Raw genomic sequence first — 26,985 nt, 5'->3', positions numbered from 1 at the left:
GCCCGCATCCGCCAAGAACGCACTGCCCGCACCAGAGTTGGGACTGAGACCCTGTGGTTTTCGACGCCGCGTCGCACGGGACCGTGAACCCGTCGGACAGCACGGGCGGAACGCTCCGCTTCGTCCGCACCGACGACTTCGACTCCCTCGACCCCGCCGACACGTACTACGCGTACACCTGGAACTTCATCCGCCTCCTCGGCCGGCCCCTGGTGGGCTACGGGACCGGACAGGACGGCCGGCCGCAGCCGGTGCCCGACCTCGCCGTCTCGCTCGGCGAGCCGTCCGACGGCGGCCGGACCTGGACCTACCGGCTGCGCGAGGGCGTCCGCTTCGAGGACGGCACCCCCGTCACCTCGCAGGACGTCCGCTACGCCGTCCTGCGCGCCAACTTCCCCGAGGAGGTCTACCCGGGCGCGGTGGCCCGCGGGGGCCCCGCCTACTTCCGCCAGTACCTGACGGGACCGGAGGGCATCGGTACGCCGGACGAGCACACCGTGGTGTTCCGGCTGAAGGAGCCGTTCGCGGGCTTCGACTACCTGGCCGCGCTGCCCACCACGATCCCGGTGCCGCAGCGGGCCGACAGCTATCCGGAGTACCGGTGGCGGCCGGTCTCCTCGGGCCCGTACCTGATCGAGGAGTACGTGCCCGGGGACCGCCTCGCCCTGGCGCGCAACCCGCACTGGGTCCGCGAGAGCGACCCCGTCCGCACGGCGCTGCCCGACGCGGTGACCGTCAGGCTGGGGGTGTCGGGCCCCGAGGTGGACCGGATGCTGCTGGCGGGGGAGGCCGACATCGACCTGGCCGGGGTCGGCGTGCAGCCGGAGACCCAGGACCGGCTGCTGGCCGATCCGGCGGCCCGGGCGGGCGTGGACAACCCCCACACCGGGTTCGTGTGGCTGTACTGCATCAACCAGAACGTCGGGCCGCTGCGGGACGTCCACGCGCGGCGCGCGGTGCAGTACGCGACGGACAAGGCGGCGATGCGCGCGGCGTACGGCGGGGAGCCGGCCGGGGACATCGCCACCACGCTCCTGCCGCCCACGGTACCGGGCCACGAGCCCCACGACCGGTACCCGGTGGGCCGGCAGGCCACGGGCGATCTCGAGGCGGCCCGGCGGGAGTTGGAGCTGGCCGGGCTCCCGGACGGCTTCCGCACCCGGATCGCGGCGCGCGAGGACCGGCGCAAGGAGTGGAACGCTGCGCTCGCCCTGTCCCGGGGCCTGGCCCGCGTCGGCATCGAGGCGGAGGTGGTGCCGTTCGCCTCGGGCGGCTACTTCACCGAGACCGCGGGTGTTCCGGCGTACCTGAGGGAGCACGGCATCGGCATCGTGATGTTCGGCTGGGCGGCGGACTTCCCGGACGGCTTCGGCTACCTCCAGCAGATCGCGGACTCCCGTGCGATCAAGGAGGCCGGGAACCAGAACCTGGGGGAACTGGCGTCCCGGGAGATCGACGCCCTGCTCGACGAGGGGGCCCGGACCTTCGACGCGCGGGCCCGGGAGGCCCTGTGGGCGGCCGTGGACCGGGCGGCGATGGAGGCGGCCGTCATGTGCCCCTACATGTACGTCAAGTCCGTGGTGGTCAGGGGGAGTCGGACCGCCAACGTGCGCATGTCCCAGGTGTACGGAATGTACGACTATGCAGTGCTCTCGCTGGGCGGCTGATCCCCGTTTGCGAAAGAGGATCTTGAGTAATAACCTGGTCAAGTCATCCGGAAGACGACTTTTCGACCAAAAGTCGCTTGCGGGTGCGGGAATACGATGATCAGGGGGATGACATCGATACTGCGACGCGCGTGACGGTCCGGCTCCTCGGGCCCGTAACCGCCTTCAATGCAGAAGCCCGGGTTCCGGTGCAGGGCCAGCGCCAGTTGAAGTTCCTGGCCAGTCTCGCCCTGCAGGCGGGACAGATGGTGACGAAGGAGTCGATCGTCGAGGATTCGTGGGACGCGGATCCCCCGAAGACGGTCTCCGGACAGCTGCAGAACAGCGCATGGATGATTCGCACCGCCTTCGAGGGGGTGGGTGTGGGGCGGGAGATCCTCGCCTCCCACGCCCTCGGCTACCAGCTCCACGTCCCGGCGGGCCGGGTGGACGTGTACGTCTTCCGCGACATGGTCCGGGAGTCGAAGGAGGCGGCCCAGGCCGGCCGGCACCGGGAGGCCTCCGACCGCCTGGACGAGGCCCTGGCCCTGTGGAAGGGGCAGGCCCTCGCCAACATCACCTCCGCCCGGCTGCGGGCCCGCGCCGACGGGCTCGACCGGGAGCGGCTCGCCGCGCTGGAGCAGCGGGCCCGGCTGGACATCAGGCTCGGCCGGAACGAGGAGGCGATCGCCCGCCTGGACGGGCTGATCGCCGGGGATCCGCTGCGCGAGGACCTCTACGTGGCGCTCATGCACGCGTACTACGGCGCCGACCGCCAGGCCGACGCGCTGAACGTGTTCCACCAGGCCAAGCGGACGCTGATGGACGAGATCGGCATCATGCCGGGGCGCCGGCTGCGCGAGACGATGCAGTCGATCCTGGCGCAGCAGCTCCAGATCGCGGCGTAGCCGCCGCTCCGGCCCCCGGGGCCCGGCGGGCCGGTACGGACGTACCCGTACCGGCCCGCTTTTCGACCGACATTGCATAGATTTCCAAGATCACGCATACTGATGCGACTTAGGGGAATCCGCTGCGGATCCGTTCGAGGGAAGGACTGCCGTGACGCACGCACTGCCCAAGGGCTTCGTCGTCCACACCGCGCCGGTCGGGATCGCCGACGACGGCCGCGACGACCTGTGCATCATCGCCTCCGAGGTGCCCGCGAAGACCGCGGGTGTCTTCACCCGCTCCCTGTTCGCCGGGCCGTCGGTGCTGCTCTCGCGCGAGGCCGTCGCCGACGGCTCGGCCCGCGGCGTCGTGGTCGTGGCCCGCAACGCCAACGTGGCCACGGGCGCGCAGGGCGCCCGCAACGCCGCCGCGGTCCGCGACGCGGCCGCCCGGGCCGTCGGGATCGACCCCGCCGAACTCCTCATCGCCTCCACCGGGGTGATCGGCGTGCAGTACCCGCTGCCGTCGATCCTCGGCCACCTCGAAGGCCTGGCCTGGCCGCCCGGGCAGCCGGCGGCCGGGATGGACGCCGCCGCGCGGGCCATCATGACCACCGACACCCGGCCCAAGTGCGTGTCCGTACGCGTCGGCGACGCCGTGCTGACCGGCATCGCGAAGGGCGTCGGGATGATCGAGCCCGACATGGCCACCCTGCTCACCTTCTTCGTGACCGACGCCGAGCTCGACGGGGCGTGGCTGACCGCCGCCTTCAAGCGGGTGATGGACGTGACCTTCAACGCGGTGTCCATCGACACCGACACCTCCACCTCCGACAGCGCCGCCGTCTTCGCCAACGGCCTGGCCGGCCCGGTGGACCCGCAGGCCTTCGAAGCGGCCCTGCGCGAGGTCGCGCTGGCCCTGGTGAAGATGATCGCCTCGGACGGCGAGGGCGCGTCCACCCTGATCCAGGTGGAGGTCACCGGGGCCCGCGACGACGCCCAGGCCAAGCGGGTCGGCAAGGCCGTGGTCAACTCGCCCCTGGTGAAGACCGCGGTGCACGGCGCCGACCCCAACTGGGGCCGCGTCGTGATGGCCGTCGGCAAGTGCCAGGAGGACACGGACATCGCGCCCGACCGCGTCCGCGTCTCCTTCGGCGCGGTCGAGGTCTACCCGCCGGCCGGGGACGAGCAGGCCCGGCGCGCCGAGGTCGCCGACTACCTGAAGGCCGCCGACGAGGTCGTGATCGGGATCGACCTGGGCATCGCCGACGGCTCCTTCACCGTCTACGGCTGCGACCTGACCGAGGGGTACGTCCGCCTGAACGCGGAGTACACCACCTGAGCCCGGCCCGGCCGCGCGTCACCCCGGGCCGGTCAGCCGGCGGAAGCGCTCCGGCAGGGCCCGCAGCCAGGCCGCACGGTCCGCGGCGACCTCGCGCAGGCGCGCGTCGCCGCTGCGGGCCACGAGGTGGCCGAGGTAGCGCTCGTTGAACCGGGCGAACTCCTGGTGCAGGGTGCGCAGCACCGCGGCCACCTCCTCCGGCGCGGCCCCGGTGAGCCGGGCCAGCGGGACGGCGTACTGCTTCCAGCGGCCCTCCACCGCGGCGCGCAGCAGGGTGAGGAACTCCCCGTCGCGGTCGAGGATGCGGTACAGGGCGTCCGGGGCCAGGCCCAGCGCGTCGGCCAGCAGCAGGGTCTGGTGGTCCGAGCCGGGCCAGGGCCGGCCGGCCTCGGCCCGGGCGTAGTCCTCGGCCGCCATCCCGATGCGCACCGCGAGCCGCTCCCGGGTGAACTGCCGCGCCAGGCGGTGCTCGCGCAGGGTCCCGGGCCGCAGTGCCATGAGCACCGCGACCGGGCACCACAGGGCGTCGGCGAGGGCGAAGAGGTCGGTCTCCGAGGGGGCCGCCGCACCCGACTCCCAGGCCAGGACCGTCTGGGGTCCGCAGGGCAGGCCCAGTTGGGTGAGCTGCCCCGCCACCTGCTGCGGGGTCAGGCCGATGCGCTGCCGGGCGGCCCGGGCCTCGGCCGGGGAGAACGGGGGGAGGTCGGGATCCGGGTGCATGCCCGCGGTCACCGGGTCGCCGGGGCGTCCGGTTCGGCGAGGGCGTCCCAGTCGATCTCGTCGCGGGACCCGCGGGCGGTGAACCCGTGGAAGAACAGGTTGAGCAGGACGGCCGTGAGGCTGCCGAGGGTGATCCCGCTGCCGAGGACCGCCCGCAGTTCGACGGGCATCCGCTCGAAGAACGGGCCGACGACGGTCGGCAGCATGGCGGCGCCGAGGCTGACCGCCAGGATCAGGGCGTTGCGCTCCTCCTTGAGGTCGACCCGGGCGAGGATCTGGATGCCGACCGTGGCGACCATGCCGAACATCGCGACGGCCGCGCCGCCGAGCACCGGGTGCGGGATCGAGGCGACGACCGCGCCCGCCTTGGGCACGAGCCCCAGCGCGATCATGAAGATCCCCGCCGCGACCACGACGAACCGGCTGGTGACGCGGGTGATGCGGACGAGGCCGATGTTCTCGGCGAAGGCCACGTACGGGAAGGAGTTGAAAATGCCGCCCAGCACGGTCGAGACGCCGTCGGCGCGCAGGGCGCGGCTGACGGTCTCGCCGTCGACGTCCTGTCCGGTGATCTCGCCCATCGCGTACACGTCGCCGGTCGTCTCCACCGCCGTGATCATCATGACGACGACCATGGCCAGGACGGGGAAGAGCGAGAAGTGCGGCAGGCCGTAGTGGAAGGGCGTGCTGACGCCGAGCCAGTCCGCCTGGTCGACGGCCCCGAGGTCGGCGTCGCCGAGCAGCCAGGCGGCCAGGGTGCCCCCGACCAGCCCGAGCAGGACGGCGATGCTGCCGAGGAAGGGCCCGCCGAGCCGGGAGACGAGCAGGATGAACAGCAGGGTGCCGGCGGCGTACGCGAGGTGCGAGGGGTCGCCGTAGGCGGGGGTGCCGATGAGGCCGGCGCCGCCGCCGACGTCCTGGAGCGCGACGGGGATGAGGGTGACGCCGATGACGGTCAGCAGGGTGCCGGTCACGACGGGCGGGAAGTACGGGGCCAGCCGGCCGGCGAAGGGGGCCAGCAGGAAGGTCGCGATACCGGCGGTGATCACGGCGCCGTACACCACCAGCAGGCCTGCGGTGCCGCCCCCGGCGCCCTGGCCGATGGCGATCATCGGGGACACGGCCGTGAAGGTCGCGCCCTGGACGAGGGGCAGGCGGGAGCCGATCCGCCAGAAGCCCCAGGCCTGGATCACGGTGGCGATGCCGGCCGTGACCAGGTCGGCGTTGATGAGGTAGACGAGCTCCTGGCGGGAGAGCCCGAGGCTGCTGCCGAGGAGGACGGGGACGAGGACGGCTCCGGCGTAGAACGCGAGGACGTGCTGGAAGCCGTAGAGCGCGAGCCGGGGGAGCGGGAGGACCTCGTCGACGGGGTGCTCGGTCGTGCGGGGTCTGCGGCGCGAAGCCAGTGGTGCCATCTCTGCCTTGCCTTGAGGTAGGTGAATGAGAGGGCCTCGGAGGCGGGCGGGCGGCCGCGCGGATGGGGCGGGCGGAGCCGGCGGCCGACGGCACGGGATTGCCGGTGCACGGACGGTAGTCGAGGCGGAGCGGGCCGTTCCGGGCCCGGTCGGCACTGATCCTGGCGGACGCACCCACCGACACGCAAGGCCGCGGACAATGTTTTTGAAAGTAAAACCGGCGAGTAGCTTGCGATTCCACGGGTTTTCATGCGCGATCGCTGCGGATTTCGTAGCGCGCAGACCGTCGTGGGCGAGGTCGGATCAGCGCGGCCGGCGCTCGCCCTGGGCGATCTCGATGCTCGTGTGGAGGTCTCCGGCCGCGTCCACGGCCGACAGCGCCGACAGCGCCAGGCACGACAGCAGGGCACAGGCCGGGGCGAGCCCGGTCGCCCGCCGGCTGCGGGCGGAGCCCGCGGCGGACCCGTGCTCCAGCAGGGCGGCCACCCGGCGCGGGACCGGTCCCGCCGTCGCGGCCAGCGCGAGGCCGGGGCGCCCGTCGGAGCCGGGCGTACGGGCCGCCAGCGCGGCCTTGGCGATCGCACGGGCCGTCAGGTGCCGGTCCCCGACGGCGCGGGCGGCGTCCTCGTCGGCGCAGCGCTCCAGGGCGTACGCCAGCGGCTCGCGCAGCGCCCCGAGCGCCGGGTGGCACAGGGCGGCCAGCGTCATCACGGCGGTGTGGCGGTGGTGCCGTCCGCGCAGGTGCGAGCGTTCGTGGGCGAGCAGCGCCTCCCGCTCCCCGGGGGACAGGGCGCGCAGCATCCCGGCGGTCACCACGATCCGGCCCGGGCGGCCGGGCAGGGCGTACGCGTCGGGGGCCTCGTCGGGCAGGACCAGCAGCTCGCTGCGGGCGCCGGCCGCCAGCCGCTGGGCGCGCAGCAGTTGGGCGCGGTGCCGCAGCAGCCCCCGGACCAGCAGGCCCGTGCACAGCAGGAGCAGGACCAGGGCGACGCACGCGGCGGCGACCGCCGGGGCGCCGGGCGGGACCGCCGGGTGCGGGGTGAGCGGGGTGAGGAGCCGGCCGACCTCGGCGACGGCGGGCACGTGCGTGGCGCCGGGGACGACGAGCAGGGCGAGTGCGGCGGTGCTGCCCGCCGCGAGGCCGGCGGCGGTGAGGGCCAGCACCCGCACCGCCTGCCGCGGCGCGAGGCGGGAGACCAGTCGGCGGGCCGCCGGCCCCGCCAGGAACGGCAGGAGCAGGGGCAGCCACACCGTGTAGATCACGCCGGGCCGCCCTCGGCGTCCAGGAGCGCCCGCAGAATCCTTTCGTCTTCCTCGCTGAGCTTGGACACGAAGCGGCTCAGGACCGCGCCGCGGTCCTCGTTGCGCTCCAGTTCCGAGTGCATGCGGCGCGCGGTCAGGCCGGAGGCGTCCTCCGTGGGGAGGTAGGCGAAGCCCCGGCCCGAGCGGGTGCGGGTGACCGTGCCCTTGTCGTACAGGCGGGTCAGGATCGTCGTGACGGTCGTCCGCGCGTGCGAGGTGTTCAGCGCCTCCTGGACCTGGCCCGGCGTCATGGGGCCGCCGGCCGCCCAGAGGGTCGCCAGGACACTCGCCTCGAGCTCGCCCGGCGGCCGCCGATCCGCGTTCGCGTCACCCATGGGAACGATCCTCCGCACGTCGTGCATCGACAGGACTGCAGTCGACCGGGGCGCCGCTGCCCCGGTCCGCCCCTCACACTAAGGGAGCGGCACGTGATCGTCGCCACCCCGAACGGGGATGTGGCGCCGGTGCGTTCGCGGGCCGTCAGCCGTTGGTGTTGAGGAAGCCGATCACGACCGCGCCCCACCAGCACGCCTGGGATATGAGGGCGGTCGCCCCGCCCCAGGCCAGCCTGCCGCGGCCGACCTGGCCGCCGGAGGCTTCCAGGCGGCGGCCGAGCAGCCCCGCCTGGAGGCCGTTGAGGGTCAGGGCCAGGACGAGGCCCAGCTTGACCAGGGTCACGGGGGAGCCGAGGTCGGGGTGGAGCAGCATCCCGCTGGCGACGAGGCCGCCCAGCCCGGCCCAGATCGGCACGTGCAGGCGCGAGGTGGCCGCGAGGACCTCCTCGAAGGAGCAGCGGCGGGTGGCCCACAGCAGGCCGTAGTAGTCCGCGGAGAGCACGGCGCCGAAGCCCAGCACCAGCGACGCGAGGTGGACGAAGAGCGCGGCGGTGTGCAGGGACTGGTCGGTCTGGACGTGGCTGGAGCACCACAGGGCGCCGGTCAGCACGACCACCGCCACCAGGGCCGCGGCCGACACCGTCCACCAGGAGTCGTACAGGCGGACGGGCCGCGACGACGGCAGGGCGCGGGTGGCCCGGCCCGGGGCGGGGCTGGAAGCGACCGGGGACAGCATGGCAGGAGGGCTCCGGAGACGAAACGGGCGGGAGCGGGGTCCGAAGCGGAATCCCGCGGCAGCAGTGAGCGAGGTAAGGCTTACCTAAAAATTCCCGCAGGTCAATGTCAGGGCCGGAGCGCGAGACGGGTCCCTCGTTGCCACGCGGCGGTAGCCACCGGCTCCGTCCCGTCGCGGGCGGCCGGCGGGTCCGTGGCGCCGCAGGAGCAGGCCGGCCGTTGCGGCGAGAGCCCGGCCGGCGGCCCCGGCCAGATCCGGGAGGCCCCCGAGGCCCGCCGCCCGGAACGGCACCCGGGCGGCGGGCCGCTGGGTACAGGGCGAGGAACGACAGCAGTGCGCGCTGAGGCGGCGGCGCCGATGATGCGGCCAGGCCCGGCCGGGCCAGCCCATGTGCCGCGGACCGGCGCGCAGTTGAGGCCCGCCTTGACGGCGGGGGAGGCGTCCTGGCCCAGCCGGTCCAGGCCTGGCCGCGGCCCGGGGTGTGAAAGCGGAACGGGAATCACAAATTCCGGATCCGGGCGCGGAAGCGGAACCGGAACGGGGGCCGATGCCGGGGCCGCCCCCGGGCCGGGAACCCGATCCGGTGCCGCGGCCCGGCCCCGGCCCGACTCGGGCCGGGGCCGCGCTGCGTTCGGCCCGGGCCGCCGCCGTGGCGATGCGGTTGCCGACGGAGGTGATCAGGCCCACGCCCATCGGGCGCACCTGGGCGGCGCCCGGCGGGCGGCTCACCGGGTTCCGCGCAGGCGGAGCTTGGCGAGCAGCTCCTCCGCGGTCCCGCGCTCGTCGCGTCCTGCGCCGACGACACCGTCCGCCTGGCCCCGCCCGCCCCCGCAGGCGCACCGCAGCGGGACCCGCTCCGGCGTCCGGTCCCGCGGGGCCTGCGCCTCGAACGGGGGTCGGCCACCGTGATCGTCACCCACCGGGAACCGGCTCACCTCGTACGACCGGCGAACCGCCCGCATCCCGCGCACCCGCCGCCCGCCGGGGAGGCGACCGCAGCGCGCGCCGGCCGGCGAAAGGCCGAACGCGGGACCGCCTCCGCTACCGGCGGCGCGGCCGGATCACACGGGAAGACCGGTCGGCCCCTTGATCCGCTTCATGATGATCTGCGAGTTGACCTCGGTGACCCCCGACAGTGCGGTCAGCTTCTCGATCCACAGCCGCTCGTACGCGCGCAGGTCGGCGACGGCGATGCGCAGCAGGCAGCCGGGGCTGCCGAACAGCCGGTAGGCCTCGATGACGTCGGGGATGTCCTGGAGGGCCGCCTCGAAGGCCTCGACGGCCTCGCGGTCGCGGCGCACCTCGACGGAGACCAGCACCTCGAAGCTGCGGCCCACGGCGTCGGGGTCGATCACCGCCCGGTAGCCCTGGATCACCCCGTCCTGCTCCAGCTGGCGCACGCGGCGCATGCAGGGGGAGGGGGTGAGGCCCACCCGCTGGGCGAGCTCCTGGTTGCTGAGTCGGCCGTCGGCTTGAAGCTCGCGCAAGATTTCGCGATCGATGGCATCCATGACGCAATCATCCACCACGGAACGGGCCGGAATCCGTCAAACCGGCAATCGAATTGCGCGTGGAAGTCCCTATCATTGCTGACTTCAGCACATCAGTACATCTGTACGAGGTATCACCCGTACGTGAGGAAGGGCGGCCATGGGGCGGATCGTCGTCATCAGCACCGGCGGCACGATTGCCAGCCGCTGGCAGGGCAACGGCTTCGCGGCCGACGCCGACGGACGCGAGGTCATGGCCACCGCGCCGCTGCCCGAGGGCACCACCGTCGAGGTGGTCGACCTGTTCCGGGTCAACAGCCCCCGGCTGACCACCGCCCACCAGCTGACCCTGCTGCGCACCGTGCACGAGGTGCTCGCCGACCCCGGCGTCGACGGCATCGTCGTCACCCACGGCACCGACACCCTGGAGGAGTCGGCCTTCCTGGTCGACCTCCACCACCACGACGAGCGCAGCGTCGTCTTCACCGGCGCCCAGCTGCCCATGGGCACCGCCGAGGGCGACGGTCCGGGCAACCTGTACGACGCCCTGCTCACCGCGGCCACCACCCGCGGCCTCGGCGTCCTGATCAGCTTCGCCGGGCGCGTGCACGCGGCCCGCGGCACCGTCAAGACCCAGGCCGTCGCCCTGGACGCCTTCGCCGACCCCTCCCGCGAACTCCTCGGCAAGATCGGCTTCGGCAAGGTCACCCTGCTGCGCACGCCCCGGCGCCCCCAGCCGCTGCCGGTGCCGGCGATGCCGGAGGTGCCGCCGCGGGTCGACATGGTGATGCACCACGCCGACGGCGACGCGGTGCTCTTCGAGGCCGCGGTGGCGGCAGGGGCCCGCGGCATCGTCCTGATCGGCACCGGGGCGGGCAACGCCACCCCGGAGATCGTGGACGCGGTCCGCGCGGCGGTGGAGCGCGGCGTCCTGGTGGCCCTCACCACCCGGGTCGCGGCCGGCCCGGTCACCGAGATCTACACGCACGGCGGTGCGGTGGACCTGGTCGCGGCGGGCGCCGTCCCGACGGGCACCCTGCGCGCCGGCCAGGCCCGCATCGCGGTCCTGTCGGCCCTGCTGGCCACCGACGACACCGCGGAGCGCCTCCGCATCCTGCGGGAGTCCCTCACCCCGGCGGAACGGGAAGCCCTGGTCGAGGCGTAGCGGCCTGGGCCAAAGCCCGGCGGAGCCGGACCCGGGCGCCTAGGATCCCCGCAACGGACTCGACGTTGCGGGGGGATGCATGGAGCCCGGGATCATAGGAACCCGATTGGCCTCGGCGGCCATCGGACCCCTGGTCAAGAGGCTGTTCATGGCCGAGGGCAGCGGAGCCGGCCTGGTCGACAAGCCGATCCGGATCTCGGGCCACGTCTCCTTCAGGGGCGAGAAGCGGTCCCTGTCGGAGTCCGACCTGAGCACCCTGTCCGCCAAGCTGGTCCGCCAGGCGCTCCGCACGGGCGGCGAGCAGCCCATCGCCGCGGACGAGCAACAGGCGGTCGCCGACGCCCTCGCCCACACCCTCCACGCCCTCGGCGACCTGACGCTGACGGACCTGGAGGGCGTACGGCTCGGCGCCACAGCCTTCGCCAAGGAGCTGAGGCGGGCCGCCGGCCGCCCCGAGCGCCACCTGAGCGCCGACGCCACCCACTTCTACGAGCGCCTCCTCGACGCCGCCTGCCTGCACATCCTGCACTTCTTCACGCAGCGCTCGACGTTCGTCGCCCACACGCTGGTCCAGCAGACGCGCGACCTCGCCGAACTGACCGCCAGGGTCGACGAGCTGATCCGCCGCAACCCCCTGCCCGGCACCGAGGACGCCGCCTTCGAGCAGCAGTACCTGCCGTACATGACCCAGAAGCACGGCAAGCTGACGATCTACGGGATCGACCTCGGCAATTCGCCGAAGCGGTGGCCGCTGGACGTGGCCTACCTGAGCCTCGAGGCGACGTCGACCCGGCTCACGTGGGACGACCGGGCGTCCCGGCAGCTGCTGAAGAAACGCCTCCAGAAGGTGCAGCCGTTCCTGGACGGGTCCGAGCCGCAGTACGAGGTCAAGGACCAGGTGCCATGGATGACCGAGGAGCCGTGGGTGCTCCGGGTTCTGCCGCAGTCGGCCGATCAGGCCCTGGCCGGACATCCCCGCGTCCTGCTGCGCGGCGAGGCCGGCTCGGGCAAGACCACACTCGTGCAGTGGCTCGCCGTCTCCGCCGCCCGCCAGGACCTCACCCCGCAGATGGCGTACCTGGAGGACCGCATCCCGTTCGTCCTGCCGCTGCGCACCCTGACCCGCCACGGCGAACGGCTCCCCGGACCGCGGGACTTCCTGACCGCAGCGGGCTGCGCGCTCGGCGGGGCCCAGCCGGACGGCTGGGCCCACCGCGTCCTCGCCGCCGGACGGGGCCTGGTCCTCGTGGACGGCATCGACGAGATCCCCGACCGGGAGCGGGAACGGGCCCGCAGCTGGCTGCGGGACCTGATGGACACGTACGGCGGCGACAACCGCTGGCTCGTCACCTCCCGCCCCTCCGCCGTCGGAGCGGACTGGCTCACCGAGGACGGCTTCACCGAGCTGACGCTCTCCGCCATGGGGCCCGCCGAGATCGCCACGTTCATCAGGCGCTGGCACGAGGCGGCGCGCACCGGCGCGGAGGACGACGCCGACCTCCAGGCCTACGAGGCCCAGCTGCTCGCCGCCGTACGCACCAAGCCCGACCTCGGCCGGCTGGCCACCAACCCCCTGATGTGCGGGCTGATCTGCGCCCTGCACCGGGACCGCCGCGGCTACCTCCCGCACGGCCGCAAGGACCTCTACGAGGCCGCGCTCTCCATGCTGCTCAGCCGCCGCGACCGCGAGCGCGACATGCGCGGCCCGGACCTCAGGGAGGAACCGCAGCTCGAACTGCTCCAGCGGCTCGCGTACTGGCTGATCCGGAACGGCCGGACGGAGATGGACCGCTCCCGGGCGCAGGACATCATCGCCCGGGCCCTACCCGCTGTTCCCGAAGCAGCGGCTCTGGGCGAAGCGCCGGCGGTCTTCGACCACTTCCTCCAGCGCAGCGGCCTCCTCCGTGAACCGGCGCCCGACACCGTGGACTTCATCCACCGCACCTTCCAGGACTACCTGGGAGCCCGGGCTGCTGTGGAGGAGGGCGACTTCGGGCTGCTCACGGACCACGCCGCCGACGACCAGTGGGAGGACGTGATCCGGATGGCGGTCGCGCTCGCCCGGCCCGGTGAGCGCGTCCGGCTCTTCCGCGACCTGCTCGCCCAGGGGGACCGGTCCACCGACCGGCGCACACAGGTGCGCATCTACCTCCTGGCCGCGGCCTGCCTGGAACACGCCACCACCCTCGACCCCGAGGTGCGGTCTGCCGTGGAGGAGCGCACCACCACCCTTGTCCCGCCGCGGAACGAGCAGGAGGCGCGCGCCCTGGCGGAGGTCGGCCCGCTGATCCTGGGCCTCCTCCCCGGCCCGGAGGAGCTCGACGACGAGGCCGCGTACCACGTGGTGATCGCGGCCTCGCACGTCAAGTCGGAAGCCGCGGTCACCTTCCTCGCCCGGTTCGTCGGGCATCCCTTCCTGCCGGTCCGCTCCCAGCTCATGTGGGCCTGGTCCCGGTTCGACCGCGCGGACTACGCCGACGAGGTCATCGCACGCCTGGACCCGACCGATCTCCGTTACACCGTCGGTTCCGACGAACAGCTCCGCCACCTGGAGCGCCTGGAACTCCGACCGGACTGCCTGGACGTCAGGAGCGGAGTTTCGGGGCAGGCGCTGGAGGCGTTCCTCGGCAGGTACAGCCTCAAGGAGGTCGATCTCACGCGTGCCACCTTGTCCGATCTGAGCTTTCTGGCGGGGCAGTCCGCCTTGGAGTCCCTGACCGTCAGCGACTGCGCGAGCCTGACGGATCTTTCCGCGATCAGCAGCCTGCCGATCCGATGGCTGGTCATCACGCACCCCGGCCCGAATCTCGATCTGCGTCCCGTCACACGGATGCCGGAGCTGCGATCCCTCGTCCTCCACGGTCCCGCCGCCGTGCGCTGGTCCGCGGAGAACCTTCCCCTGGGTGCCCCCCTGACCGAACTGGTGGTCTCGGGCGAGGTGCGTCCCGCGCATGCGCTCAAGGGTCTCGGAAAGCTGGCCGACCTTGGTGTCCTGGACCTCAACCCTGCATCGAGTCCGGCCTCGGCCGCCGACTGGCTTGAGATCCTGGCCCTGCCCCTCTTCGAGCTCAGGGTGTCCGCCTCCTCGATCGAGACGCTTCCGGCCGAGGTGGTGCTGCCCGGTGTCGAGAGGCTGGCCCTCTGGGGCGGAGAAGGGGAACGGGCGATCCAGGCGGCCGTCCGCCGCCTGCCCTCGGCCTTCCTCGCACTGCAGGAGCTCCACTTGGCCGGGGACTTCAGCGCCGACGGGAACATCGACCTTGCACCGCTTGCCGGGCTGACCGGACTTCGGACGATCCAAGTCGAGACCGGCCCCGACCGCATCCGCGGTGCCGACGCACTCCCGCCGCAGGTGCGTGTGTACGCCGGGCCAGGCAAATCCAGCCCGCGCGGCGCTTGAGCGCACCGGGCGCGCAGCGCCCGGGCCTTACGGCCCCCACCGGGGGCATCCCAGCCCCACCGGCGCCATCCCAGCCCCGCCGGGGGGCATCCCAGCCCCGCCGGCGTTTGAGGCGAACGGGGTCCGGGGCGGAGCCCCGATCTTTGAGCCCCGCCGGCGATTGAGGCGGAGCGGGGCCCGGGGCCGCAGGCCACGGTTTCGGGAAGGGGCGGGGTGGGGAAACGGCTCCGCGCAGCGGCACACAGGCCGCCGGCCGGGCTCAGCGGCAGGCCCGGCGCGGAAGGCACGGCCGGAGCGGCACAAGGCCACCCCGGCCGGGGCATCCGCTAAGCCCGGCCGAACGCGGCCAGTATGTGGTCCGCCGCGAGGGTCGGGGTCAGGGAGCCCTCCCTGACGCGGGCCTCCAGGGCCGGGGCCAGGTCCCGTACCGCCGGATCCGCCCGCAGCCGCTCCAGCAGCTCGTCGCGGACCATCGACCAGGTCCACTCCACCTGCTGCGCAGCCCGCTTCGCGGCGAGCCGGCCGCCCGCCTCCAGCAGCCGGCGGTGTTGCTCCAGCCGGTTCCACACCTCGTCCAGGCCGCTGGACTCCCGCGCGCTGCACGTCAGCACCGGCGGCGTCCACGCGGCGTCCACGGGGTGCATCAGCCGCAGCGCGCCCGACAGTTCGCGGGCGGCGGCCTTGGCGTCGCGCTCGTGCGGGCCGTCGGCCTTGTTCACGGCCAGGACGTCCGCCAGTTCCAGGACGCCCTTCTTGATGCCCTGGAGCTGGTCGCCCGTACGCGCGAGGGACAGCAGCAGGAAGGAGTCCACCATCCCGGCCACCGTCGTCTCCGACTGCCCGACGCCGACCGTCTCGACGAGGACGACGTCGTAGCCCGCCGCCTCCATCACGATCATCGACTCGCGGGTGGCCTTGGCGACCCCGCCCAGCGTCCCCGCCGAAGGGGAGGGCCGTACGAACGCGGCCGGGTCCACCGACAGCCGCTCCATCCGCGTCTTGTCGCCGAGGATGGAGCCGCCCGTACGGGTCGAGGACGGGTCCACGGCGAGGACCGCCACCCGGTGCCCCAACCCGGTCAGCATGGTGCCGAAGGCGTCGATGAACGTGGACTTGCCCACGCCCGGCACCCCGCTGATCCCGATCCGCCGGGCCCGCCCGGCGTGCGGGAGCAGCTCCGTCAGCAGGGTCTGCGCCAGCGACCGGTGTGCGGGCAGGGTGGACTCGACGAGCGTGATCGCACGCGCGATGAACGCGCGCTTCCCGTCGAGCACCCCCTTCGCATAGGCCTCGATGTCGATCTTCGGCACCGGCCCCCGCCTACAGCTCGTGGCCCAGATCCGCGGCCAGCCGCGTCACCAGGTCGTGGGCCGCGTCGGGGATGACCGTGCCGGGCGGGAACACCGCCGCCGCGCCCATCTCCAGCAGGGTGGGGACATCGGCCGGCGGGATGACACCGCCCACCACGATCATGATGTCCTCACGGCCCTCCTCCGCGAGCTGCTCGCGCAGCGCGGGGACGAGGGTCAGGTGGCCGGCCGCCAGCGACGACACGCCCACCACGTGGACGTCCGCCTCGACGGCCTGGCGGGCCACCTCCGCCGGGGTCTGGAACAGCGGGCCGACGTCGACGTCGAAGCCCAGGTCGGCGAAGGCCGTGGCGATCACCTTCTGGCCGCGGTCGTGGCCGTCCTGGCCCATCTTGGCGACCAGCACGCGCGGACGGCGGCCCTCCGCCTCCTCGAACCGGTCGACCAGCGCACGGGTGCGCTCCACGGACGGGGACTCGCCTGCTTCGGTGCGGTACACACCGGAGATCGTACGGATCTGGCTCGCGTGCCGCCCGTACACCTTCTCCAGTGCGTCGGAGATCTCACCGACGGTGGCCTTGGCCCGGGCCGCGTCCACCGCGAGGGCGAGCAGGTTGCCCTCCAGGCCCCGGCCCGCGCCGCGCTCGGCGGCGTTCGTCAGCGCCCGCAGCGCGTCCTGGCAGACCGCCTCGTCGCGCTCCTCGCGCAGCCGCCGCAGCTTGTCGATCTGCTGCGCGCGCACCGCCGAGTTGTCGACCTTCAGGACCTCGATCTGCTCGTCGCTGTCCACGCGGTACTTGTTCACTCCGATCACCGGCTGGCGCCCGGAGTCGATCCGCGCCTGCGTACGGGCCGCGGCCTCCTCCACGCGCAGCTTGGGGATGCCCGCGTCGATGGCCTGCGCCATGCCGCCGGCCGCCTCGACCTCCTGGATGTGCTGCCAGGCCCGGCGCGCCAGGTCGTACGTCAGCTTCTCGACGTACGCGCTGCCGCCCCACGGGTCGATCGACCGGCAGGTCCCCGACTCCTGCTGGAGCAGCAGCTGGGTGTTGCGGGCGATGCGCGCGGAGAAGTCCGTCGGCAGGGCGAGGGCCTCGTCGAGGGCGTTGGTGTGCAGCGACTGGGTGTGGCCCTGGGTCGCGGCCATCGCCTCGATGCAGGTGCGCGTGACGTTGTTGAAGACGTCCTGGGCGGTCAGCGACCAGCCGGAGGTCTGCGAGTGCGTGCGCAGCGACAGCGACTTGGTGTTCTTCGGGTCGAACTGCTTGACGAGCTTCGCCCACAGCAGGCGCGCGGCGCGCAGCTTGGCGACCTCCATGAAGAAGTTCATGCCGATCGCCCAGAAGAAGGACAGGCGCGGCGCGAACGCGTCCACGTCCAGGCCCGCTTCCTGCCCCGCCCGCAGGTACTCCACGCCGTCGGCGAGGGTGTACGCCAGCTCCAGGTCGGCCGTGGCCCCGGCCTCCTGGATGTGGTAGCCGGAGATGGAGATGGAGTTGTACCGCGGCATCTTCTGCGAGGTGAAGGAGAAGATGTCCGAGATGATCCGCATCGACGGCTTCGGCGGGTAGATGTAGGTGTTGCGGACCATGAACTCCTTGAGGATGTCGTTCTGGATGGTCCCGGCGAGCTTGTCGGGGGAGACGCCCTGCTCCTCCGCCGCCACGATGTAGAGGGCGAGGACCGGCAGCACCGCGCCGTTCATCGTCATCGACACCGACATCCTGTCCAGCGGGATGCCGTCGAACAGCTGGCGCATGTCGTAGATCGAGTCGATCGCCACGCCCGCCATGCCGACGTCGCCGGTGACGCGCGGGTGGTCGCTGTCGTAGCCGCGGTGCGTCGGCAGGTCGAAGGCGACCGACAGGCCCTTCTGGCCGGCCGCGAGGTTGCGCCGGTAGAAGGCGTTCGACTCCTCGGCCGTGGAGAAGCCCGCGTACTGGCGGATCGTCCAGGGCTGGTTGACGTACATGGTCGGGTACGGGCCGCGCAGGTACGGGGCCACGCCCGGGTACGTCTGCAGGAAGTCCAGGCCCTCCAGGTCCCGCCCCGTGTACAGCGGCTGCACGCCGATGCCCTCGGGCGTCTCCCACACCAGGTCCCCGGCGGCCGTGCCGGTGGACTCCTTGACGGCGCTGCGCCACTGGTCCTCGGAGGCGGCCGCCGCGGCGCCGCGCAGCGGGAGGGCGGAGAAATCGGGGATTGCGGGGACTGCGGTGCCGCTCACTGCGCGACTCCCATCCGGTCGAGGACGTTGGACAGCACCGCGACCGCGTCGCAGCCGGCGAAGACGTACTCGTCGGCGGCGCCGGCCGCCGTGCCGGGCCTGCCCGCCAGGAAGACGGTGGTCGCACCCGCCGAGCGCAGCGCCGCGGCGACCGCCTCGGCCTGCTCCTCGTACAGGGTGTCGCTGGAGCACAGCACGGCCATGCCGTCCGCGCCGCTCGCCGCGTACGCCGCGGCGGCCGTGTCGGCGTCCACGGACACCGGGTCGTGGACCGGCTGGATGCCGCCCGCCTGGAACAGGTTCGCGGCGAAGGTGGCGCGCGCGGTGTGCGCGGCGGCCGTGCCGAGTGCCGCGAGGAAGATCCGCGGGCGTGCCCCGGTGGCCTCCAGGTGGCGGTCGCTGCGGGCGCGCAGCGCCTCGTACGCCTCGTCGCGCCGTACGCGCGGCAGCCCGCCGGAGGGCGCGGCCGGGGCGGCCTCGCGCTCGGGCAGCTGCTCGGTCAGCAGCGGGAACTCGCTCACGCCGGTGATGGGTTCGCGGCGCTTGGCCAGCTTCGCGGAGCGCTCGGCCCAGGTGGCGGCGAGCCGCTCGGCGACCAGGCCCGAGCGCAGGGCGGCGGGCAGGCCGCCGGCTCCTTCGAGGGTCTGGAAGAACGCCCAGGCGGCCTCGGCCAGTTCGGAGGTGAGCCGCTCCACGTAGTAGGAGCCGCCGGCCGGGTCGATGACGCGGGCCAGGTGCGACTCCTCCAGCAGGATCGAGGAGGTGTTGCGGGCGATGCGGCGCGAGAACGCGTCCGGCAGGCCCAGCTCGTGGTCGAAGGGGAGCACGGTGACCGCGTCCGCCCCGCCCACGCCCGCCGCCATGCAGGCGACGGTGGTGCGCAGCATGTTCACCCACGGGTCGCGGCGGGTCATCATCACCGGCGAGGTGACGGCGTGCTGGCGCTGGGCGCCCGCGGCGGGTGCTCCGCAGGCCTCGGCGACGCGGGCCCACAGCAGCCGGGCGGCGCGCAGCTTGGCGATGGTCAGGAACTGGTCGGCGGTCGCCGCGTAGCGGAACTCCAGCTGCCCGAGGGCGGCTTCGATGCCGAGCCCGGCCGCGGTCAGGGCGCGCAGGTAGGCGACGCCGGTGGCCAGCGACAGGCCGAGCTCCTCGGCGGCCGAGCCGCCCGCCTCGTGGTACGGCAGCGCGTCCACGGACAGGGCGCGCACGCCCGGCCAGTGGGCGGCCGCTTCCTGCGCGAGGGCGACGGCGGCTTCGAGTCCGCCGTCGGGGTCGGTGCCGGCTCCGGCTTCGGCGGCCCGGCCCGTGCGGGCCTCGTGGCCCAGCGGGTCGGCGCCCAGGACGGCGCGGGCCTCCTCGGGGGCCACGCCCCGCTCGGCGTACAGGGCCAGCAGGGCGCGGCCGGCTGCCGCGAACTCGGCTCCGGCGTCGAGGGCGAGGGGGGCGAGGTCGAGGTAGACGCCGTCCAGGGCCTTCGACAGGGCCTCGACGGGCAGCCCGCCCGGGCCCAGGGCCAGCCACAGGGAGGTGACGCCGTTCTCCAGGTCGGCGAGGACGGCCTCGTTCACCCGCGCGGGGTCGGTGCCGAGGTGTCGCTGGCGCACGTCCCAGCCGGCGGCGGAGGTGCCGGCGGGCGTGCCGCCCCGTACGAACGGGGCGAACCCGGGGAATCCGGTGTCGGCGGGCGTTTCGGGCGTGGTGTACAGCGGGCGGGTGATGAGCCCGTCCTCGAGCTTCGTGGACAACGCGTCTTCCGCGGCCTCGCCGGATGCGTCCTTGCCGGACTTGCGCAGTACGCCCTCTACCAGGCGCTGCCACTGCTCATGCGTCGCGTCAGGGAACTCGGCGGCCAGGGAGAGCCCGTCATCAGGCAGGACCGTCATGGCTCGAATGCTAGGGGGGTCACCTTGTGAACGACCATAAGCACCGCATGTGATCTCGCCCTCTCATGTGAGACCGGAGGGGGCACGGACGAGCGGGGCCGGGACGCGTCGAACAGCCGGTCGAGGAACTGCCGCCGCTGCCCGGCCGGGACTCCTGCCGCCTCGCGGATCCGCACCGCACACGAGGGGCCCGGAACGGGCGCGCAGCCGGGGCGGCGAAGGGCGGCGAGGGGCGGTGCGTGGCGGGCCCGTTGCGAGGGCATGAAATCCGGCCACGGTTTCCAGCCGCTCGCGGTGGCTGCGCGGGCGGCCGGGTGGGCTCGAAAAGGGCAGGTCAGAGGGGGTGCGGGGCGTCCCGGGGAAGTCCGGGCGAGGGGCGGCCGAGCCGGTGGCGCGGGGATTGACCGGCGGCGGGGGCGCTGACAGGCTCCGGGGCATGTCCGCGAACGAGCTTTCCGCCTCGCGGCTCCACACCCCCGGCCGCTCCTGTACGGCGCCGGGTACGTGTCCGGGCCGCTGTCCGGCCCCGCGCCGCGCCTGAGCCCTTCCCGCGCGCCCCTTCCCCGGCCCCGGGTACGCCGGTTCGCCGGTCGCCGGTCGCCGGTCGCCGGTTGCCGGTCGCCGGTCGCCGGTCGTCCGGCGCCGGTCCGCCGGTCCGCCGGTCGTCGGCGCCGGTGTCCGGTCCGCCGGTCCGTCGGCTCCCGGTCTCCGTTCCGCCGTCCTCCGTTCCCGGTCCGCCGGCCGGGGCTCCGGTGCCTCGGCCTCCGTTCCCGCGGCGTCCTGGCGTCCCCGGCCTCCCGGCCTCCCGGCGCCGCCCGGCCGACCGGGTGATCCCGTCCCCCGGCTTCTTCGGGGACGCCCGCAGCCGTCCCCGCATCCCCGATCCCGCATCCCCGATCCCGCACCCCGGGCGTCCTCGGCGTGAGCTCCGGCGTCGCCGTCCGCCGCCGCCCGGCCCGATTCCCCGTACGCCCCTCTCGTCCATGTACTCCATCTCCTCCACGTCCTCCATGTCCTGCGCTGCCGAAACCGGCCCGCCCGCCCCCGCACTGACGTACTGACCAGGGAGTCCCCATGACCACCTCCACCGCCCCCGCTGCCGCCGCCACCGTCGTGACGAGGATCGGCGGCCGGATCGGCGCCGAGATCTCCGGCGTGCGCCTCGGCGGCGACCTCGCCCCCGAGACCGTCGCCGAGATCCGCGCCGCGCTGCTCGCCCACAAGGTCGTCTTCTTCCGCGGACAGGAGCACCTCGACGAGGCCGCCCACGAGGCCTTCGCCGAGCTCCTCGGCACGCCGGTCGCGCACCCCACCGTGCCCTCCGCCGACGGGCGCTACGCCCTCGGCATCGACTCCGAGCACGGCGCCCGCGCCAACCAGTGGCACACGGACGTCACCTTCGTGCCGGCCTACCCCGCCTTCTCGATCCTCAGGGCCGTCACCATCCCCCCGTACGGCGGCAACACCCTCTGGGCCAACACCGCCGCCGCCTACGCCGGCCTGCCCGCACCGCTGCGGGCGCTCGCCGACGGCCTGCGCGCCGTCCACTCCAACGCCTACGACTACGCCGCGCTCAAGCCTGACGCCCTGCCCGAGGCGCTCGCCCAGTTCCGCGAGGTGTTCACCTCGACCGCCTTCCTCACCGAGCACCCCGTGGTACGCGTCCACCCCGAGACCGGCGAACGCACCCTCCTGCTCGGCAACTTCGTCCAGCGCATCGCCGGCCTCACCGGCCGCGACTCCCGGGCACTGGTCGACCTGTTCCAGGCGCACATCGAGAGCCCCGAGAACACCGTCCGCTGGCAGTGGCGGGTGGGCGACGTCGCGATCTGGGACAACCGCGCCACCCAGCACTACGGGGTCGACGACTCCGACGACCACGAGCGCACGCTGCGCCGGGTCACCGTCGACGGCGACGTCCCGGTCGGTCCGGACGGCGTCCCGTCGCGGCTGCTGAGCCCCGAGACCATCCCGGCCCCGTCCTTCGGGATCCCCTCGGGCGCCTCCACGGCCACCGTCTGATCAAGGAGCCTTTCCGTGCCCACCCTTCTCGCCGTCTCCGGCAGCCCCTCTGCGCACTCCCGCACCGCCGTCGTCGCCGACCACGTGCTGCGCCGGCTCTCCCACGCCGGCTTCGACACCGCCCACCTCGCCGTCCGCGAGCTGCCCGCCGCCGATCTGCTCGCCGCCCGGCGCGGCGAGCCCGAGCTGCGCCGGGCCCTGGAGGCGGTGGCCCAGGCGGACGGGGTCATCGTCGCGACCCCGGTCTACAAGGCCTCGTACACCGGTCTGCTGAAGGCCTTCCTCGACGTGCTGCCCCAGGACGGGCTGGCCGGGAAGACGGTTCTGCCCCTGGCCACCGGCGGCAGCCTCGCCCACGTCCTGACCCTCGACTACGCCCTGCGCCCGGTCCTCGCCGCCCTCGGCGCCCGGCACGTCACCGCCGGGCGGTTCGTCCTCGACTCCTCCGTCGAGCGCGGCTCCGGCCCGGACCGGCTGCGGCCCGAGGCGGAGCTCGACCTCTTCCACGCCGTCGACGAGTTCGCCGCAGCAGTCCGCGCCGCCGCCGCGCCCGAGCCCGTCCCCGCCCTCGCCCCGTAACGAACGACAAGGAACAGCAGCCATGTCCGCAGTCCTCACGCCCCCGTCCCGACGCCAGTTCCTGACCCTCCTCGGCATCTCGGCGGCCGCGGTGAGCTGCGGCACGGCCACCGCCGGTTCCGGATCCGGCCCCTCCGGCAGCCAGGTCACCACACTCAAGTACCAGGGCAGCGTCGGGGCGGTCACCCTCCCCGAACTTGCCGCCGACCTCGGCTACCTCGGCGACCTGAAGCTGGAGTGGGTCGGCAACACCATCAGCGGGCCCCAGGACATCCAGTCCGCCGCCACCGGCCAGATCCACTTCGGCGGCGCCTTCAACGGCGCCATCATCAAACTCGCCGCCGGCAAGGCCCCCATCAAGGCCGTCATCTCCTACTACGGCGTCGACGAGTACGCGTACAGCGGCTACTACGTGCTGGAGGACAGCCCGATCCGCTCCGCCCGCGACCTGCTCGGCAAGAAGGTCGGCATGAACACCCTGGGCGCGCACTCCCAGGCCCTCCTGGACATCTACCTCGGCCGGGGCGGCCTCTCCAAGGCCGACGCCGCCAAGGTCGAGGCCCTCGTCGTACCGCCCGTCAACACCGAGCAGGTGCTGCGCCAGAAGCAGATCGACGTGGGCGTGCTCGGCGGCGTCCTGCGCGACAAGGCGCTCGCCGCCGGCGGGATACGCCCCCTGTTCAGCGACTACGACCTGCTCGGCCGGTTCAGCGCCGGCTCGTACGTCATGACCCAGCGGTTCATCAAGGAGAACCCGGACACCGTCCGCACCTTCACCACCGGGGTCGCCAAGGCCATCGAATGGTCGCGCAGCACCCCGCGCGAGGAGGTGATCGCCCGCATGACCGAGATCATCAAGAAGCGCGGCCGCAACGAGGACACCGCGACCCTCCAGTACTGGCGCTCGTACGGGGTCGGCGAGACGGGCGGCCGGATCCAGGACAAGGAGTTCCAGCTCTGGCTGGACTGGCTCGCCGACCGCGGGGAGCTCAAGCCCGGCCGGCTGAAGGCCGCCGACCTCTACACGAACGAGTTCAACGGCTACGGGAAGGGCTGAACCGGCATGGCGAAGATCGAGTTCCGATCGGTGACGAAGACCTTCCCCACCAAGGACAGGAAGCAGGGGGAGTTCACCGCACTCGACGGGATCGACCTGGAGATCGAGGCGGGGGAGTTCCTCGTGGTCGTGGGCCCCAGCGGCTGCGGCAAGTCCACCCTCCTCGACCTGCTGGCCGGGCTGACGCGGCCGACGTCCGGCCGGATCCTGCTCGACGGCACGCCCGTCACCGGGCCGGGGACGGACCGCGGGATCGTCTTCCAGCAGTACGCCCTGCTCCCGTGGCGGACGGCGCTCGGCAACGTGGAGTTCGGGCTGGAGGCCACGGGGGTGCCGCGCAGGCAGCGCGCGGAACGGGCCAGGGAGTTCCTGGACCTGGTCGGCCTGGCCGGCTTCGAGGACCGGCACCCGCACGAGCTCTCCGGCGGCATGCGCCAGCGGGTCGCCATCGCGCGCTCGCTGGCGTACGACCCGGACGTCCTGCTGATGGACGAGCCGTTCGCGGCGCTCGACGCGCAGACCCGGGAGTCCCTGCAGGACGAGCTGCGCCGGATCTGGCAGCGCACGGGCAAGACCGTCGTCTTCATCACGCACGGCATCGAGGAGGCCGTGTACCTCGGCGGACGGGTGGCCGTCATGACCTCCCGCCCCGGCCGGGTCAAGGAGGTCGTCCCCGTCTCCCTCGGCAGCCGCGGGGACGGGGCGGGGGCCCTGGCCGGGGCGCAGGGGGAGGAGCTGCGCTCCAGCCCCGAGTTCGCCCGCTACCGGCACGAGATCTGGACCCTGCTGCACGACGAAGTGGCGCGCGCCCGCCAACTGGAGAAGGAGGAGGCCGTCGCATGAGCACCACCACCCACACCCACACCGTCCCCGCCACCGACACCCACACCGGCACCGACGCGCGCACCCACACGGACGCCGACACCGGCACCGATGCGCACACCGGCACGCACACCGGCACGCGCACCGGCACCGCCACCGACACCGGCACCGACACCCGAACCGACACCCGAACCGGCGCCGTCACCGACACGCGCACCGGCACGCGCACCGGCACCGGCACCTGGACCCGCCCCGGCAGCACCCCTGAACCCGCCCCGGCAGCCCCCGCCACGGTGCGGGCCCCCGAGGAACCGGCCCCCGGCGCGGTGCCGGACGCCCCGCGCCCGGCCGGGGCCGAAGCCGGTGCCAAGGCCGCGTCCCGGGTCGGGGCCCGGGCCAGGGCCCGGGCCCTGGCGGTCGCCCGGTGGGCCCGCGCCGCGATCTGGCGGTCGGTGGCCCTCCTGGCGCTGCTCGCGCTCTGGGAGGCCGCGCCCCGCACCGGGCTCGCCGACCCCACCTTCCTCCCGCCGGTCAGCGAGGTCGCCACCGCCTGGTGGCAGCTGCTGGCCGACGGGCAGCTCGGCGAGCACACCCGGGCCAGCCTGGTCCGCTCCTTCGGCGGCTTCGGCATCGCCGTCCTCGTCGCCGTCCCCCTCGGCCTGCTCATCGGCTGGTACCGACCGGTCGCGGCCCTGCTCGGCCCGCTGCTGGAGGTGTTCCGCAACACGGCGGCCCTCGCCCTGCTGCCGGTCTTCGTGCTGCTGCTCGGCATCGGCGAGACCTCCAAGGTCTCGATCGTCGTCTACGCCTGCGTCTGGCCGATCCTCCTGAACACCATCAGCGCCGTCGGCAACGCCGACCCGACCCTGGTCAAACTGGCGCGCTCCATGGACCTGTCCACGCCGCGGCTGTTCCAGAAGGTGATCCTCCCGGCCTCGGTCCCGGCCGTCTTCACCGGCATCCGGCTGGCCGGAGCCGTCTCGATCCTGGTCCTCGTCGCCGCCGAGATGATCGGCGCCAAGGCGGGCCTCGGCTACCTGATCAATGCCTCGCAGTTCAATTTCGCGATCCCCCAGATGTACGCGGGGATCATCACGATCTCCGCGATCGGCGTGGCGTTCAACCAGCTGCTGGTCACGATCGAGCGCCGCCTCAGCCTCTGGCGCGTCCCCACCGCCTGACACCGCCCGCTCGCCGGGCCCCCTGCCCGCCGGCCCCGCTGCCGACCCCCCCCCGCCCGCTGCCCCCCGAGGAGACGTACCACCGTGACCGCAGCAGCCCGCACGCTCCACCTGAACGCCTTCCTGATGAACGCCGGCCACCATGACGCCGCCTGGCGCCACCCCGGCAGCAGCCCCGAACGGGTCACCGACCTGCGCTACTTCCAGGAGCTCGCCCTGACCGCCGAGCGCGGGCGGCTCGACTCGATCTTCCTGGCCGACGGCCTCGCCCTGTGGGGCAAGGCCCGCTACAACGCCCTCGGCGGCTTCGAGCCGCTCACCCTGCTGTCCGCGATCGCCGCCGTCACCGAGCACATCGGGCTGATCGCCACCGTCTCCACCACCTTCAACGAGCCGTTCCACCTGGCCCGCAAGTTCGCCTCCCTCGACCACATCAGCAACGGCCGCGCCGGCTGGAACATCGTCACCTCCGGCAGCCTCGACGAGGCGCGCAACTTCGGCCTGGACGAGCACCTGGAGCACGGCCTGCGCTACGACCGCGCCCGCGAGTTCCTCGACGTGGCCACCAAGCTGTGGGACAGCTGGGAGGACGACGCGATCGTCCTCGACAAGGAGCGCGGCGTCTACGCCGACACCGACAAGCTCCACCCGGCCGCCCACCGCGGCGAGCACTTCGCCGTCGCCGGGCCGCTCAACGTGCCGCGCTCCCCGCAGGGGTACCCGCTCCTGGTCCAGGCCGGCTCCTCCGAGGACGGCAAGGAGTTCGCCGCCCGGTACGCCGAGGCCGTCTTCACCGCCCAGCAGACCCTCGCCGACGCGCAGACCTTCTACAAGGACCTCAAGTCCCGCCTGCCCCGGTACGGCCGCAGCGAGGCCGACCTGCTCGTCCTGCCGGGCATCGCCCCCGTCATCGGCTCCACCGAGGCCGAGGCCAAGGCGCTGGAGCAGCAGCTCACCGACCTCCAGGTGCCCGAGTACGGGCTCGCCCAGCTGTCCGGGATGCTCGGCGTCGACCTGACCGGGCTCCCGCTGGACGGGCCGCTGCCGGACCTCCCCGAGGAGCGGGACATCAACGGCAACAAGAGCCGCTTCACGCTCGTCGCCGAGCTGGCCCGCCGCGACGGGCTCACCCTGCGCGAGCTGATCGCCCGCCTCGGGGCGGGGCGCGGCCACCGGGTGTACGCCGGTACGCCGGAGCAGATCGCCGACCAGCTGGAGGAGTGGTTCACGCAGGGAGCCGCGGACGGCTTCAACATCATGGCGCCGGTCCTGCCGACCGGGCTCACCGACTTCGTCGACCACGTCGTGCCGATCCTCCAGCGCCGCGGCCTGTTCCGCACGGAGTACACCGGCACCACCCTGCGCGACACCTACGGCCTGCCGCGCCCGGCCAACCGCCACGTCGCAGACCGGCCGTAGACCTGCCTGCCGGACCTGCCGGACTGCCGGATCCGCCCGCCGTC

Annotated in this window: 21 protein-coding genes; 11 read left to right on the top strand and 10 right to left on the bottom strand. The window is 73.5% G+C overall.

Features of this window, described 5'->3' with window-relative positions:
* Positions 1-83: 83 nt before the first annotated feature.
* From AB0953_RS28530 to argJ, 3 genes are all read left to right on the top strand, one after another.
* Positions 84-1,667 (top strand): ABC transporter substrate-binding protein, encoded by a 1,584-nt coding sequence (locus AB0953_RS28530; protein ID WP_366862443.1) that lies wholly within the window; start codon positions 84-86, stop codon positions 1,665-1,667.
* Between the two features lie 188 nt (positions 1,668-1,855).
* Entirely contained in the window at positions 1,856-2,554 is a 699-nt protein-coding gene (locus AB0953_RS28525; RefSeq protein ID WP_366862442.1) for an AfsR/SARP family transcriptional regulator, read from the top strand.
* A gap of 151 nt (positions 2,555-2,705) precedes the next feature.
* The gene (gene argJ, locus AB0953_RS28520) at positions 2,706-3,875 is read left to right on the top strand and encodes a bifunctional glutamate N-acetyltransferase/amino-acid acetyltransferase ArgJ (protein ID WP_366862441.1); all 1,170 of its coding nucleotides are present in this window, start codon (positions 2,706-2,708) and stop codon (positions 3,873-3,875) included.
* 18 nt (positions 3,876-3,893) lie between these two features.
* Here argJ and AB0953_RS28515 read toward each other — a convergent pair whose 3' ends face one another.
* The 7 genes from AB0953_RS28515 to AB0953_RS28485 all read right to left on the bottom strand — a co-directional run bounded on the left by AB0953_RS28515 (position 3,894) and on the right by AB0953_RS28485 (position 9,894).
* Positions 3,894-4,595: a helix-turn-helix transcriptional regulator gene (locus AB0953_RS28515; protein ID WP_366862440.1), complete on the bottom strand. Its 702-nt coding sequence runs from the start codon at positions 4,593-4,595 to the stop codon at positions 3,894-3,896.
* Between the two features lie 8 nt (positions 4,596-4,603).
* Positions 4,604-6,010 (bottom strand): nucleobase:cation symporter-2 family protein, encoded by a 1,407-nt coding sequence (locus tag AB0953_RS28510; protein WP_366862439.1) that lies wholly within the window; start codon positions 6,008-6,010, stop codon positions 4,604-4,606.
* A gap of 303 nt (positions 6,011-6,313) precedes the next feature.
* Positions 6,314-7,273 (bottom strand): M56 family metallopeptidase, encoded by a 960-nt coding sequence (locus AB0953_RS28505; RefSeq protein WP_366862438.1) that lies wholly within the window; start codon positions 7,271-7,273, stop codon positions 6,314-6,316.
* Positions 7,270-7,647, bottom strand: a complete 378-nt coding sequence (locus AB0953_RS28500; RefSeq protein WP_366862437.1) for a BlaI/MecI/CopY family transcriptional regulator — start codon at positions 7,645-7,647, stop codon at positions 7,270-7,272. The genes AB0953_RS28505 and AB0953_RS28500 overlap by 4 nt, the downstream gene beginning before the upstream one ends.
* Before the next feature lie 145 nt (positions 7,648-7,792).
* On the bottom strand, positions 7,793-8,383 hold the full coding sequence (locus AB0953_RS28495; protein ID WP_366862436.1) for a hypothetical protein: 591 nt from the start codon (positions 8,381-8,383) through the stop codon (positions 7,793-7,795).
* A gap of 725 nt (positions 8,384-9,108) precedes the next feature.
* The gene (locus tag AB0953_RS28490) at positions 9,109-9,303 is read right to left on the bottom strand and encodes a hypothetical protein (RefSeq protein ID WP_366862435.1); all 195 of its coding nucleotides are present in this window, start codon (positions 9,301-9,303) and stop codon (positions 9,109-9,111) included.
* A 141-nt stretch (positions 9,304-9,444) separates the two neighbouring features.
* Positions 9,445-9,894, bottom strand: coding sequence for an Lrp/AsnC family transcriptional regulator (locus tag AB0953_RS28485; protein WP_361902725.1), 450 nt, complete (start codon positions 9,892-9,894; stop codon positions 9,445-9,447).
* Between the two features lie 139 nt (positions 9,895-10,033).
* Here AB0953_RS28485 and AB0953_RS28480 point away from each other — a divergent pair, with 139 nt between their 5' ends.
* Together AB0953_RS28480 and AB0953_RS28475 are read left to right on the top strand one after the other, a co-directional pair.
* Positions 10,034-11,038, top strand: coding sequence for an asparaginase (locus tag AB0953_RS28480; RefSeq protein WP_366862434.1), 1,005 nt, complete (start codon positions 10,034-10,036; stop codon positions 11,036-11,038).
* Positions 11,039-11,144: 106 nt separating this feature from the next.
* The gene (locus tag AB0953_RS28475; protein WP_366862433.1) at positions 11,145-14,438 is read left to right on the top strand and encodes an NACHT domain-containing protein; all 3,294 of its coding nucleotides are present in this window, start codon (positions 11,145-11,147) and stop codon (positions 14,436-14,438) included.
* Positions 14,439-14,764: 326 nt separating this feature from the next.
* On the opposite strand, the gene meaB is transcribed toward AB0953_RS28475, so the two are convergent.
* From meaB to AB0953_RS28460, 3 genes are read right to left on the bottom strand one after another with little or no spacing between them, the layout of a single operon-like run.
* A complete protein-coding gene (meaB, locus tag AB0953_RS28470) occupies positions 14,765-15,748 on the bottom strand; it encodes a methylmalonyl Co-A mutase-associated GTPase MeaB (protein WP_361902717.1) in 984 nt (327 codons plus the stop codon).
* 10 nt (positions 15,749-15,758) lie between these two features.
* The gene (gene scpA / locus AB0953_RS28465; RefSeq protein WP_366862465.1) at positions 15,759-17,951 is read right to left on the bottom strand and encodes a methylmalonyl-CoA mutase; all 2,193 of its coding nucleotides are present in this window, start codon (positions 17,949-17,951) and stop codon (positions 15,759-15,761) included.
* Positions 17,952-17,971: 20 nt separating this feature from the next.
* Positions 17,972-19,861, bottom strand: coding sequence for a methylmalonyl-CoA mutase subunit beta (locus AB0953_RS28460; RefSeq protein WP_366862432.1), 1,890 nt, complete (start codon positions 19,859-19,861; stop codon positions 17,972-17,974).
* A 1,074-nt stretch (positions 19,862-20,935) separates the two neighbouring features.
* Between AB0953_RS28460 and AB0953_RS28455 the strand changes: the two genes are divergently transcribed.
* The 6 genes from AB0953_RS28455 (at position 20,936) to AB0953_RS28430 (ending at position 26,941) form a co-directional block, all read left to right on the top strand.
* Positions 20,936-21,883, top strand: a complete 948-nt coding sequence (locus AB0953_RS28455; RefSeq protein WP_366862431.1) for a TauD/TfdA family dioxygenase — start codon at positions 20,936-20,938, stop codon at positions 21,881-21,883.
* A 15-nt stretch (positions 21,884-21,898) separates the two neighbouring features.
* On the top strand, positions 21,899-22,462 hold the full coding sequence (ssuE, locus tag AB0953_RS28450; protein ID WP_366862430.1) for an NADPH-dependent FMN reductase: 564 nt from the start codon (positions 21,899-21,901) through the stop codon (positions 22,460-22,462).
* 22 nt (positions 22,463-22,484) lie between these two features.
* Positions 22,485-23,519, top strand: coding sequence for an ABC transporter substrate-binding protein (locus tag AB0953_RS28445; protein ID WP_366862429.1), 1,035 nt, complete (start codon positions 22,485-22,487; stop codon positions 23,517-23,519).
* 6 nt (positions 23,520-23,525) lie between these two features.
* The gene (locus AB0953_RS28440; protein ID WP_366862428.1) at positions 23,526-24,362 is read left to right on the top strand and encodes an ABC transporter ATP-binding protein; all 837 of its coding nucleotides are present in this window, start codon (positions 23,526-23,528) and stop codon (positions 24,360-24,362) included.
* A complete protein-coding gene (locus AB0953_RS28435) occupies positions 24,359-25,522 on the top strand; it encodes an ABC transporter permease (protein ID WP_366862427.1) in 1,164 nt (387 codons plus the stop codon). Before AB0953_RS28440 ends, AB0953_RS28435 begins: the two co-directional genes overlap by 4 nt.
* Positions 25,523-25,606: 84 nt before the next feature.
* On the top strand, positions 25,607-26,941 hold the full coding sequence (locus tag AB0953_RS28430; RefSeq protein ID WP_366862426.1) for an LLM class flavin-dependent oxidoreductase: 1,335 nt from the start codon (positions 25,607-25,609) through the stop codon (positions 26,939-26,941).
* Positions 26,942-26,985: the final 44 nt, after the last annotated feature.

The sequence above is a fragment of the Streptomyces sp. NPDC046866 genome (assembly GCF_040704625.1).
Classification (GTDB): Bacteria; Actinomycetota; Actinomycetes; order Streptomycetales; family Streptomycetaceae; genus Streptomyces.
The sequence above is the reverse complement of the archived record's forward strand: the minus strand, read 5'-3'. Positions and strand labels throughout refer to the sequence as shown.

Coding starts and splice junctions, on each gene's coding strand:
- AB0953_RS28515 (WP_366862440.1), bottom strand. CDS start 4,595: ATGCACCCGGATCCCGACCTCCCCCCGTTCTCCCCGGCCGAGGCCCGG.
- AB0953_RS28510 (WP_366862439.1), bottom strand. CDS start 6,010: ATGGCACCACTGGCTTCGCGCCGCAGACCCCGCACGACCGAGCACCCC.
- AB0953_RS28500 (WP_366862437.1), bottom strand. CDS start 7,647: ATGGGTGACGCGAACGCGGATCGGCGGCCGCCGGGCGAGCTCGAGGCG.
- AB0953_RS28495 (WP_366862436.1), bottom strand. CDS start 8,383: ATGCTGTCCCCGGTCGCTTCCAGCCCCGCCCCGGGCCGGGCCACCCGC.
- AB0953_RS28485 (WP_361902725.1), bottom strand. CDS start 9,894: ATGGATGCCATCGATCGCGAAATCTTGCGCGAGCTTCAAGCCGACGGC.
- AB0953_RS28480 (WP_366862434.1), top strand. CDS start 10,034: ATGGGGCGGATCGTCGTCATCAGCACCGGCGGCACGATTGCCAGCCGC.
- AB0953_RS28460 (WP_366862432.1), bottom strand. CDS start 19,861: ATGACGGTCCTGCCTGATGACGGGCTCTCCCTGGCCGCCGAGTTCCCT.
- AB0953_RS28455 (WP_366862431.1), top strand. CDS start 20,936: ATGACCACCTCCACCGCCCCCGCTGCCGCCGCCACCGTCGTGACGAGG.
- AB0953_RS28445 (WP_366862429.1), top strand. CDS start 22,485: ATGTCCGCAGTCCTCACGCCCCCGTCCCGACGCCAGTTCCTGACCCTC.
- AB0953_RS28440 (WP_366862428.1), top strand. CDS start 23,526: ATGGCGAAGATCGAGTTCCGATCGGTGACGAAGACCTTCCCCACCAAG.
- AB0953_RS28435 (WP_366862427.1), top strand. CDS start 24,359: ATGAGCACCACCACCCACACCCACACCGTCCCCGCCACCGACACCCAC.